Origin of the sequence: Nitratireductor sp. StC3 (assembly GCF_003015025.1) — a bacterium.
Classification (GTDB): domain Bacteria; phylum Pseudomonadota; class Alphaproteobacteria; order Rhizobiales; family Rhizobiaceae; genus Mangrovimarina; species Mangrovimarina alexandrii.
Map to the genome: position 1 here is coordinate 1 of NZ_PYBP01000021.1, position 11,428 is coordinate 11,428.

Sequence of the window (11,428 nt, forward strand, 5' to 3'; positions counted from 1 at the left end):
GGGAAGTACGGCGATATCCGCGCCATCTGGCCCTCGCTCAGCAGAAACAAATCACCCATCACGGCCTCCTTCTCAAAGACCGTGAATCACATCTCAAAAGGAATTAATAGGTCCTGAGCCTAGGCGATGGCCGCCCGCCCGTAGGGGCCGGTGTCTTCAGACCCGCCCGCCGCTCCGCGAGACATACGAGTCGAGATATCCGCGGCGGCGCTTCCTCCGCTCGAGCCGGGTCAACGCATCGCCGGCCTCGGCGGGCGTGTCGAAGGTTTCGATCATCGACTGGCCGCGCGTTCCGATCCGGCCCCAATCCCGCACAAGGGATGCCCCGCCGAACAACGTGGGCTGAAGGGAAATGCTGTAGAACCGCCGCATGTTCTGCGACGGGTCGATACGGCGAAGATGAACCGGATGTAGATCTTTCATGCTGGGGAGTCTCGCTTTCTACGGAAGCGGCGTCCAACGAGTTTCTTGAATCGATGAACGGTCATCGATTCATGACATTGATGCCAAGAACCCTTGCGAGATTCTTGGCGACTACGTCCGCTGAAACCGGTTCTCCCCGACGATCGCCTTCATATCCTCCCGCCGGAACCAGATGGCGCGGCCGCATCGTAGCGGCGGGTTGCCTGAGGTGAACACGATCTGCTCGTCTCCGCGCATGCGCAGCACCTCTTCCGGAAGGATCAGTGGCCGCGCGGAGAGTTGTCGCGAACGCGTGCGCGAGGATCCCGACATGCGCGAGGTCCGGCTCAGCTGCTCCACTTCGACCGTCGTGTTGCCGCAGCGTCGCGAAATGTAATCGGCGGTCTCCGGGTCATTGATCGCCGCGAAAGAGATCCACGACGCCGATTCGAACCATTTGCTCGATGCGTCCCGCCCACCGTAGGTCTCACGCATCTGGCCAATGGACTGAAACAGGAGCAACAGGCTAATGCCGTATTTGCGCCCGGCGTCCCGAGCGGTTTCCAGGATGCGGAGATATCCCAGCCGCGCGACCTCATCGAGCAGGAACAGCGTGCGGCCCTTCACCTTGCCATTCCGGTTATAGATGGCGTTGGCCAGGGCGCCGATGATGGTGCGCGCCAGGCCGGGATGGGCTTCGAGCGTCTTGAGATCGAGATTGACGAACACGTCGGTGTCGCCGTCCGCCAGATCGTCGGTCGAGAAGCTGTTGCCGGAGACCAGCGCGGCATAGTTTGGATAGGAAAGCCAATGCGTCTCCTTGACCGCATTAGCATAGACGCCGGAGAAGGTCTCGGGCGTCATGGCGATGAACGGTGCCACGTTCTCCTTGACGAACGCGGATTCGGAATTGTCGTAGATCAGCTGCAGCCGCTCGCGCAGCTTGGGCTCGGGTTCGGAGAGGTTCGCTCGCATCTGCCGCAGATGCTGGCTTTCCTTTTCCGTATGCCCCGACAGGCACACATCGGCGATCAGCACGGTGATGAGCTGAAGCGCGGACGCGCGAAAGAAGTCGTCGCGGATCGAAGCCTGGCGAGCGGTGTCGGTCACGACCCAGGTGGCGACCGCCACCACGTCCTCCTCCTTTGTGCCGCCGAAGCGCCCAATCCAGTCAAGCACGTTGAAGCCGGTGCCCGGCTCCTTCGGGTCGAGCACGAAGACCGATCGGCCGGCCTTGCGCCGGTGAGAAATCACCATCGGCGCGACCTCGTTTGATGGATCGAGGGCGACCAGCCCGCTGCCCCATTTGAGCGCTGTCGGAACGGTCACCGAGGTGGTCTTGAAGCCGCCCGACCCGGCGAAGACCAGCCCGTGCGAGGAGCCGAACGAACCGTCGAAGCACAGCAGCGGCGATTTCCCCCCAGCACCCCAGGTCGCGCGGTCGTCGGCGCGGAAACCGGGCCCGCAGGCCGCTTGCCTGTCGACGCGACAGGCCTCGCCGACGACGGTGCCGCCGGCCTCAGGAAAGAGACGCCGGGCAGCAGAAATAGTCATCCACTCGCTTTCCCCATGAATGGCGCGTTTGCCCTGGATCCGGCGGGGTGCGGACGCCGCGAAGGCGGCATTGCCGCGCATGGCGACGCGCATACCGAAGACGCCGGCGACCGCCGCGACGACCGTCCCGGTGAGCGTGGCGGGGTCGGCGTATTCGGCGATCGATGAGCCTGGCGGCACCGTTGCGGCGAAAGCGGCGATCCGGCCGATCTCGCGAATGGCAGCGATTGTGATCACCACCAACGAGCCGGCGACGACCCCCCAGCCCGCGAGCCGGATCGAGACCACGCCCCTGGCCGCAAAGAGAAACACGACGCCGGTCCCGCCTGCGGCCGCGTAGGGCAGCGCGATGCCCATCCGGCCAAGCATCAGGCGCGCGTCCGGCGCGCGGGCGAAGCTTGCGAGCCAGTGCTCCATCCCCGTGAGGCCGAGACATGCACCCGTCATGATGATGACGGGGGCAAGGAGCAAGGCTAGCTTAGTCGGGGTCATCGGCGAACGCTTTCATCCCGATCGCCATCAGGCGCGCCCGCTCGGCTTCGTCGGTCCTTATCCGGCTTGCGCCGTCGACCAGGAGACCGAGCAGCAAAGCGCGCTTCTCGTAGCGAAGCCCGGCCTTGGCGATCAGCCCGCCGAGCTGGATCTTCTCGCGCGTGTCCTTCTTGCGCGCCTCTGACTGGCTTGCCTGGCGCATCCGCTCAAGCCTCGCCAGACGGCCCCTGAGCCGCGCCAGGCGCGACCGGTGCGGACGTGGGCCTGGCCGCCCGTCCGCTCCCCTTGCGAAACCGTGCCGCGAGTTCCTCGAACGCGGTCACAAGGGCGCGCTCCTCAATCTCGATATCGCCGAGACCGGCCTTAAGGGCGAGCCGTCCGATGCGCTCGGCCTCGCGCGTTTCGGCCTGCTTGAGCTGCTCCTGCAGCCTGGCGATTTCTTCTCTGATCTTCGATGACGGCTTCTTCATTCCGGTAGTCTTCCTTCTCGACCATTCGCGTTGTGGCGATGGCGAGGATCGGCCGGGATCGCGCGCAGCGCGACCCGGCAGAAATGACGGGTCGGCGAAGCCGACGCTTTGAGAGATCATCCCGGCGTTCCGAAGGAATGCCCCAAGGGCGCAGTAATACGTCGCTGACGCGACGTTCCGCGCCCGGACCCGCCCGGGAGAGGCGTGGCCTGCGGAACGCATGTCGTTCAACCGCCGGGATCACTCTCACCGTGGCCATCACGCATTTCACGCCCCAGATCATCGGACGTGCCGACGGGCGCAGTGCCGTGCTGTCGGCCGCCTATCGGCACTGCGCGAAGATGGAGCATGCGGCCGAGGCGAGGACCGTCGACTATTCGGGCAAGCGCAATCTCGCTCACGAGGAATTCCTGCTTCCCGCCGATGCGCCCAAATGGGCGCGCGAGATGATCGCCGACCGCTCGACCGCGGGCGCCGCCGAAGCGTTCTGGAACAAGGTCGAGGCCTTTGAAAAACGCGCCGACGCGCAGTTCGCCAAGGAGTTCATCATCGCCCTGCCGGTGGAACTGTCGAAGGCGCAGAACACCGCGCTAGTGCGCCAGTTTGTCCATGAGCAGGTGCTCGGCCGCGGGCAGGTCGCCGACTGGGTCTATCACGACGATCCAGGCAATCCGCATGTGCATCTGATGACGACGCTGCGCCCCCTGACCGAGAGCGGCTTCGGGGCAAAGAAGGTCGCCGTGATCGGAGCGGACGGCCAGGCGATCCGCACGAAGAACGGAAAGATCCAGTATCGTCTCTGGGCGGGCGAGAAGGCCGAGTTCCTCGAGCAGCGGCAACGCTGGCTCGATCTTCAGAACCAGCACCTCGCGTTGGGCGGCTTCGAGATCCGCGTCGACGGACGATCCTATGCGGAGCGCGGCATCGACCTTGTGCCCACGCCCCATATCGGCCCGGGCGCAAAGGCGATCGAGCGCCGGGCAACGCGCGAGGGCAGGGCACCCAGGCTCGAACGTCTCGCTTCGCATGCGGCTGCGCGCGCGGTGAACGCCGAGCGCATTCAGGCCCGGCCGGACATCGTGCTCGATCTCGTCAGCCGCGAAAAGAGCGTGTTCGATGAGCGCGACATCGCCAAGGTGCTGCACCGCTATGTCGACGATCCCGGTGCCTTCCAGCAGCTCCTGGCGCGGATTCTTCAGAGCCCGGATTGTCTTCGCCTCGAAACCGGGGCGGTCGACTTTGTGACCGGCGCGCGCTTGCCGGACAGGCTCACCACGCGCGAACTGATCCGCCTCGAAGCGGAGATGGTGTCCCGGGCGTCCGCGCTCGTGAAGGCGAAGGGGTTTGGCGTCCGGGAGAAGATCGTTGCCGACGTGTTCGCGCGTCACGACCGTCTGTCGGAGGAGCAGCGCACGGCAATCGCGCACGTGAGCTCCGGCGCGCGGATTGCCACCGTTGTCGGCCGCGCCGGCGCCGGCAAGACGACCATGATGCGCGCGGCGCGCGAGGCATGGGAGGTGGCAGGCTACACGGTGGTCGGGGGCGCGCTGGCCGGTAAGGCGGCCGAGGGCCTCGAGACGGAAGCTGGGATCCCTTCGCGTACTCTGGCGTCGTGGGAGCTAGCCTGGAAACAGGGCCGCCGGCGCCTCGATGGGAAGACCGTGTTTGTCCTGGACGAAGCCGGCATGGTCGCGTCGAAACAGATGGCGACATTCGTCGAGGCGGTCTCGAAGGCTGGCGCCAAGCTGGTGCTTGTCGGCGATGCAGAGCAGCTCCAGCCGATCGAGTCAGGTGCTGCCTTCCGCGCCATCGTCGAGCGCACAGGCTATGCAGAGCTCGAGACGATCTACCGCCAGAAGGACGCCTGGATGCGCACCGCCTCGCTCGATCTGGCGCGCGGTAATGTGACGGCGGCGCTCTCGGCCTATAGGGGCCACGGCATGGTGATCGGGGAGAAGCTCAAGGCCCAGGCGGTCGACAGCCTGATCGCATCCTGGAACCGCGAATACGATCCCAAGAAATCCACGCTCATCCTGGCCCATCTGCGTCGTGACGTGCGCGAACTCAACCGGCTCGCCCGCGAAAGGCTGGTCGAACGTGGGATTGTCGGCGAGGGCTACGTGTTCCAGACGGAAGAGGGGCGACGGAATTTCGACGCCGGTGACCAGATCGTGTTTCTCAGAAATGACGGCGCGCTCGGCGTCAAGAACGGCATGATCGGCAGGGTGGTCGAAGCCGGGCCCGGCACGATTGTCGCCGAGATCGGCGAGGGCACCGACAGGCGCCGCGTTGAGGTCGAGGAGCGGTTCTATCGCAATCTCGATCTCGGCTACGCCACCACGATCCACAAGAGCCAGGGCGCGACCGTCGATCGCGTCAAGGTGCTCGCCTCGCTCTCGCTGGACCGGCATTTGACCTATGTCGCGATGACCCGGCACAGGGAGGACCTTCAGCTCTTCTATGGCGCGCGGTCGTTCCAGATCGCGGGTGGGCTCGACACGCTCCTGTCGCGGCGGAACGCCAAGGAAACCACCCTCGACTATGCCGCTGGACGCTTCTACCGGCAGGCGCTCAGCTTCGCCAACAGCCGTGGACTTCAGCTTATGCGGGTCGCCCGCACACTCGCTCGCGACCGGCTGGACTGGACGCTGCGCCAGAAGCGACGCCTTGCCGATCTCGGCCGAATGCTTCGCGCCGTCGGCGCCCGCATCGGGCTGTTCGACGCCACCCTGTCCGAGGTCCAATCGAAGAAGGAGGCCGAGCCGATGGTCAAGGGCGTGACCACATTCTCCAGATCCGTCGCCGACGTCGCAGCCGAGAAGGCCCATGCGGAAAAGGAGGTCGCGAGACAGTGGGAGGAGGTTTCCGACCGGTTCCGCATGGTCTTCGCAGATCCGGAGGCGGCGTTTGGCGCCATGCGCTTCGACGCCATGCTCACCGATCCGGCAACTGCGTCAGAGCGTCTCGGACTGCTTGCGCGTGAACCCGCTTCGATCGGCGCGTTGCGCGGCCGTGAAGGGTTTCTGGCGGGCAGAGTGGATCGCGAGGCGCGGCACGAGGCCGAGGCGAACGTGCCGGCCCTCGGGCGCGAGGTTGAGCGCTACCTGCGTTTGCGTGAAGCGGCCAAGCGCAGGCTCGAGGCCGATGAAACGGCGCTACGCCGTCGCGTCTCGATCGATATTCCTGCGCTTTCACCCGCTGCGCGTGTCGTGCTCGAACAGGTGCGCGATGCAATCGACCGCAACGATCTCTCGGCAGCACTCGGCTTCGCTCTCGCCGATCGCATGGCCAAAGCCGAAATCGACGGCTTCAACAAGGCGGTGTCCGAGCGGTTCGGAGAACGCACATTGCTCTCGAACGGCGCGCGCGACACTGAGGGCGCCGTGTTCAGGAGAGCAGCCCTCGGCCTGCCCACGGCCGAACGCGAAAAGCTCGCTGCGGCCTGGCCGATCATGCGCGCCGGCCAGCAACTCGCTGCCCACGAGCGCACCGTGAAGGCGCTAAAGGAGATCGAGGCGCTGCGACAGAGCCAGCGTCAGTCCCAGGTGCTCAAATGACCCGCAGGCGTCGGGCGCTCACAGTTCTCTGGATCGGCGTCGCGGTCGTGAGCGGCCTGTTCTCCCTCGGCTATTTAGGTAGCCTGCGCTTCAATCTTACCTCGAGCTACCCGCTCGGAATCTGGCGGATCGCGCCGCTCGACCGTGAGGTTGCCGTCGGCGATCTCATAATGATCTGCCCACCGCCAACACCTGTGTTCACGCTCGCGCGGCAGCGAGGATATCTGCGGTCGGGGCTCTGTTCGGGATGGCTGAGCCCGATGATCAAGACAGTCGCTGCGACACAGGGACAGCGCGTGGAGATCGCCGGTTCCGTTTCCGTCGACGGCGTGCCGCTCGCAGGATCGGAGCTGCGCGCTGCTGACGGCGAGGGCAGGGCGCTCATTCCCTTCGCCGGCGGCGTCGTGCCGCCCGGTCGCATCTTCCTCCACTCTGATTTCGCAGGTTCCTATGACTCGAGATATTTCGGGCCGGTCCCGGCCGCCGGTGTCCTCGGCCTGGCCCAGCCCGTCCTCACCATTCACCCGTGACGTCGTGAAGACTGTCGGTCTCACGGTGCTTGCCGTTGCCGCCGGAGCAATCGCATGGAGCGGCAATCCCCTCACCCTTCCGCTCGCCATAGCGTTCCCCGCCCTGTGGGCAAATGCTCCCTCGCCGATCGCCGCCGGCATTGTATCGGCGGGGTATTTCCTCGCGGCTTCACGCGGTCTCCCCCAGGGCGTTGTCAATTACTTTGGCAGCGGGACAGCCGAAGGTCTCGCGCTCTGGCTCGGCGCATCGCTCGCCTTCGTCTCCGTACATGCGGTGTTGTGGACGTCCCGGCCGGGGAGTGGGCGGACTGTGCGATATGCCATGGCAGCGGTCCTCATGAGCGTGCCGCCCTTCGGCATCGTTGGGTGGGCGCATCCGATCACCGCCGCCGGTATCGTGTTCCCGGGCTGGGGTTGGTGGGGGCTCGGAGCGACAGCGATCGGCCTCCTCGTCATGACGACAAAGGTCTGGCCGATCACAACGCTCGTCTTGGGAGGAGCGTTTGCCTGGTCCGCCGCAACATGGACGGATCCCAGCCTGCCTGATGGCTGGATCGGTGTCGACACGGAATTCGGGGGTGAGCGCGGCACATATGCAGAGTTGTTCCAGCATCGCGAGACGATCGCCGCAGTAAAGGCGGCAGTGGCCCAAGGCAACAAGATCGTGGTACTGCCCGAGGGTGCCGCCGGTGTCTGGTCGCCGACCGTCGAACGCCTTTGGGTCCGTGAGCTCAAGGGAGTCGACGTCACCGTCAATGCCGGAGCGATCCTGGTTGACGAGCAGGGCTATGACAATGTCATGGTCGAAGTCTCGGGCGAGGGAGCGCGCATCCTCTACCGTCAGAGAATGCCGGTGCCGGTCTCGATGTGGCAGCCCTGGCTAGCGCTGATCGGCAAGTCCGGTGGCGCGCGGGCCCAATTCTTCGCAAATCCGATCGTCGAATTCGGTGGCGCACGGATTGCCCCGTTGATCTGCTACGAGCAGCTCATTGTATCGCCCTTTCTGCAATCGGCACTCTACTCGCCCGACATCATTGTGGCGACGGGAAACGGCTGGTGGACAGACGGCACCAGCATCGTCGCTATTCAGAAGTCCGCAACCATTGCCTGGGCACGGCTCTTTGATCTTCCACTTATCATGGCGTTCAACATCTGAGATGAGCAGATGACTAGCCGGGCTGTGCGGTTAAGCGTCAGGGGACCGGAAGCCGTATGGCGCGAACCAAGCTCAAATGGGGAAGTACAACCCGATCATGAGAGCATTTGCGAAGGCCTCTCCTTGATTTTCTGCAGCCAATGTGCCTCTAAAAGATGATGGAAAAAATCATCTTTATTCGGCCCAATTTCCAACCTATTCAACACAAAGTACGTCTCCTCGACGCGCCGATCTAGAGCCGCCACCAGAACCACCCGAGCGTCATGGTGTTGGCGCCCTGCACGGCAAAGCTCGGCGCCATGTCGTCGGGGCGTGCGCCAGGTCTTGCATGCGACCGACGATGGAAGGCGGCCGGCCGGCGGCCACCAGAACGTGAGCGGATCGGCCACCCGAACGGCGGCTGGCCGTGGGGCCCGCATAGAATTCATCGCCGGGCAGGAATGTCGCCTGGTCCGGTCTTCCTTGATCGACGATCATCGGTCGTACGCACTACAGCACTGCAGAAAGGGCGTCGAGCATGAACCGACGAGATCGAAATTCCGATGATCTGGAACTGTTCGAACTGCTCGAAAAGCTTGGGGAGCTAACCGACGCGACTGGGATTCCCGCACTCTTGGGTAGGCTGCTCGACATCTATGGGCTGAAGACGGTGGCCTATCTGGGCGCTGGGGTGACTGCACAGCCTGGACAATCCCCCTATCTCGCCGTGACCTATTCGAACGAATGGGTTGATCACTACAAGGCCCAGCGCTTCGTCGATATCGATCCGACCGTGCAGATCGGTATGCGCCGTATGCTGCCCATCGACTGGGACGAGTTCGATCGGGCAGACGAGGACGTTCGGCGCCTGTTCGGGGAGGCAAAGGAGTTCGGCCTCGGCCGTCGTGGCATCTCCCTGCCCGTCCACGGCCAGCATGGTGATAGAGCGCTGGTCTCGATCACGAGCGACGCCAGCGATCGCGACTGGCGGTACCTCCGACTCCACTACATGCGCGACTTCCAAATGCTGGCGCTCCATATGCACCAGGCGATTCTGCGGTTGGAGGGGAAGACCGTGGAGCAGGCCAGGCTGTCCCCGCGCGAGCGAGAGTGCCTGTTGTGGGTAGCCGAGGGAAAGACGGCGTGGGAGACCGCCGTTATCCTCGGTCTGTCGGAGCACACCGTGCGCTGCTATCTTGAGAGCGCCCGCCACAAGCTAGGTGCCGCCAACAACACCCATGCGGTCAACAAAGCCGGCAAGGCTAGTCTGCTCACTCAACTGCCGTAAATCCGGCAGATGCGCCGGATTTCGAGGCCATCTCCCGGGGTCTAGTTGCTTCAGCGTTTTTAACAAACGCAAGGAGCAACACCATGATCACCATCGTCGAGGGCGCAGAGCGCGACCGTCATCCAACCCTGATCGACGAGATGTTTCGGATGCGGGCGGCGGTATTCGCCGACCGGCTTGAATGGGATGTCACCGTCACCGATGGCAGGGAGGTAGACCGCTTCGACGCCGAAGATCCCCTTTACCTTCTGTCGCTGGACGACCGGACCGGAGCGCTCCTGGGCGCCGTGAGATTGCTGCCAACCACCGGCCCGAACATGTTGCGCGACGTCTTTCCGGTTCTTGTGCCGGGCGGGGCGCCGGCGAGCCCCCTCATCTGGGAAAGCTCCCGGTTCGCCGTAAATCCTGCCGCGTTCAACACATGCGAACGTGCGGAAGCCAACCATGTCGTCAACCGCACGACAATCGAGCTCTTGTGCGGCATCGTCGAGGCTTGCCAGCGGGCTGGTGTCGAGCACGTCGTATCCGTCTTCGACGCGCGAATGGCGCGAATCTTTCGCACGATCGATTGCGTCTTCGAGGTCATCGGCACCCCCACGCGCATCGGCAGGACGATGACCTATGCCGGCGTGTTCGACATGTCAGACGACATGCGCGAGCGATTGGGCGAAGCCGGCAGACTTCTCGCGCCTGTGCTGGCGAATGTAGAGCCGCGGCAGACCCCAATCCCCCGCCACGCCTAATCGACCCTCGCTTTTGTGACATGGTTCTCTGGTCGACGCGGCAACCATGTCCTATAAGGGCTCCGAGGCGGTACGCGCCGCCTTGGGGCTTAGAAACCCCACCACAGAGCAGGTGTCGGCTGACGCGACACCAAGGATCCTCTGGCCACGGCCGGGGGCCTGCGACGCATGTCCAGGCACTCGTGCTAAAGGTCGCAGGGACCGTCTGTGGCGGTTTTCTAACCCCCGGCTTGGGGTCATGGTCTTTATAGTTTGCGGGGGCGCACCGCGAACCAAGCCGCAGGGATTGAATGCGAACAAAACCAGACGTCGACATCGGACCCGGCCCGGCGGCGACATCCAGTGTCATCAACGCCCTCCTGGCCGAGCTGAGTGAGAAAGAGCTGGCACAGGTGGCCGTCGCGGTCATTCGGGAGAACAGGAGCCGGTTGCAGAAGGCCCAGGAGCTGTTCGAGGAGGTCAGCCAGCTTGACGCCGCCGGTTCGACAGACGAGCATCTGGGGCAGTTGAGGCACGACTACCGGATCGCCATGCTCAACCTTCATGCGCAGCATCAGGTCGTGAGCCTGGTGGTCGAGCGCCTCGGGTTCGTTCCTGAGGTCGACGGGCAGCGCCCAGTGATCAATTAGCCGGCTAGCTGGCATGACCACGGTCATATTAGTCCGATTCGTGTAGCAATCGTACCTGCCTGCCGGTTGTTGGCGGCGCCCAGCTTGTTCGTAGCCGCGTCGATATAGGACCGAACGGAGCGATACGAGATGTCGAGCATGAGAGCGATATCGGCCATCGACATCCCCTCCGCGAACCAGCGCAGGCACTCAGCCTCGCGCGGCGATAGCCGGATGCCGGTCGCTAGCGACGCGTCGCCACGTTCACCTCCCAGTCGGGAGTGCACGAAGGCGACGGAGACCGCAGCGGTGACCGGATCGATGTCCTCGCTCAGTTTCGATACAGGCCTCCCGCTCGCAAGCGTGAACACCATGCGGTCCCTGAACCCCACGGGAATCGAAATCGAGATTCCAGACCTGNATCGACCCGGATGAACTCCCGTTGCACATAAAGCTCCTGCCAGGCGCGCGGATAGTTCGAGACCGCGAAGCTCTCCGGACCACGAAGATAGAGATAGGCGAAGAAATCGAACCCTGTATCGTCCGCAAAATCCCGCAAGGACCGGCGAGCCGCACGCTCGTCAAGCGGCAGCGAAAGCCTGTCGATGAGATTGAGCAGATTGGCGTTCAATGGCAGGCGTGTCCAATG

At 64.1% G+C, this 11,428-nt stretch carries 12 protein-coding genes; 6 read left to right on the top strand and 6 right to left on the bottom strand.

Annotation, left to right across the window (positions count from 1 at the left end):
- Positions 1-156: 156 nt before the first annotated feature.
- The 4 genes from C7T96_RS22995 to traC form a co-directional block, all read right to left on the bottom strand.
- Positions 157-423, bottom strand: coding sequence for a WGR domain-containing protein (locus C7T96_RS22995; protein WP_106573597.1), 267 nt, complete (start codon positions 421-423; stop codon positions 157-159).
- Positions 424-534: 111 nt separating this feature from the next.
- Positions 535-2,448, bottom strand: a complete 1,914-nt coding sequence (traG, locus tag C7T96_RS23000; protein ID WP_106573598.1) for a Ti-type conjugative transfer system protein TraG — start codon at positions 2,446-2,448, stop codon at positions 535-537.
- Positions 2,435-2,650, bottom strand: a complete 216-nt coding sequence (gene traD / locus C7T96_RS23005; protein ID WP_106573599.1) for a type IV conjugative transfer system coupling protein TraD — start codon at positions 2,648-2,650, stop codon at positions 2,435-2,437. Before traD ends, traG begins: the two co-directional genes overlap by 14 nt.
- 4 nt (positions 2,651-2,654) lie before the next feature.
- On the bottom strand, positions 2,655-2,918 hold the full coding sequence (traC, locus tag C7T96_RS23010) for a conjugal transfer protein TraC (RefSeq protein WP_106573600.1): 264 nt from the start codon (positions 2,916-2,918) through the stop codon (positions 2,655-2,657).
- A gap of 251 nt (positions 2,919-3,169) precedes the next feature.
- Between traC and traA the strand changes: the two genes are divergently transcribed.
- The 6 genes from traA (at position 3,170) to C7T96_RS23040 (ending at position 10,800) form a co-directional block, all read left to right on the top strand.
- Entirely contained in the window at positions 3,170-6,475 is a 3,306-nt protein-coding gene (gene traA / locus C7T96_RS23015) for a Ti-type conjugative transfer relaxase TraA (protein ID WP_106573601.1), read from the top strand.
- A complete protein-coding gene (gene traF / locus C7T96_RS23020; protein WP_106573602.1) occupies positions 6,472-7,005 on the top strand; it encodes a conjugative transfer signal peptidase TraF in 534 nt (177 codons plus the stop codon). The genes traA and traF overlap by 4 nt, the downstream gene beginning before the upstream one ends.
- Positions 7,006-7,009: 4 nt before the next feature.
- Positions 7,010-8,161: a conjugal transfer protein TraB gene (locus C7T96_RS23025; protein WP_245414232.1), complete on the top strand. Its 1,152-nt coding sequence runs from the start codon at positions 7,010-7,012 to the stop codon at positions 8,159-8,161.
- Positions 8,162-8,678: 517 nt separating this feature from the next.
- Complete coding sequence (locus tag C7T96_RS23030) at positions 8,679-9,428, top strand: LuxR family transcriptional regulator (protein ID WP_106573604.1); 750 nt, start codon at positions 8,679-8,681, stop codon at positions 9,426-9,428.
- An 83-nt stretch (positions 9,429-9,511) separates the two neighbouring features.
- Positions 9,512-10,171, top strand: a complete 660-nt coding sequence (locus C7T96_RS23035; protein WP_106573605.1) for an acyl-homoserine-lactone synthase — start codon at positions 9,512-9,514, stop codon at positions 10,169-10,171.
- Positions 10,172-10,461: 290 nt separating this feature from the next.
- The gene (locus C7T96_RS23040) at positions 10,462-10,800 is read left to right on the top strand and encodes a transcriptional repressor TraM (RefSeq protein WP_106573606.1); all 339 of its coding nucleotides are present in this window, start codon (positions 10,462-10,464) and stop codon (positions 10,798-10,800) included.
- A gap of 23 nt (positions 10,801-10,823) precedes the next feature.
- Here the strand turns inward: C7T96_RS23040 and C7T96_RS23045 are convergent, their stop codons facing one another.
- Together C7T96_RS23045 and C7T96_RS23050 are read right to left on the bottom strand one after the other, a co-directional pair.
- Positions 10,824-11,153 (bottom strand): helix-turn-helix transcriptional regulator, encoded by a 330-nt coding sequence (locus C7T96_RS23045; RefSeq protein WP_106573607.1) that lies wholly within the window; start codon positions 11,151-11,153, stop codon positions 10,824-10,826.
- Positions 11,111-11,410, bottom strand: a complete 300-nt coding sequence (locus C7T96_RS23050) for an autoinducer binding domain-containing protein (RefSeq protein ID WP_158264448.1) — start codon at positions 11,408-11,410, stop codon at positions 11,111-11,113. The genes C7T96_RS23045 and C7T96_RS23050 overlap by 43 nt, the downstream gene beginning before the upstream one ends.
- Positions 11,411-11,428: the final 18 nt, after the last annotated feature.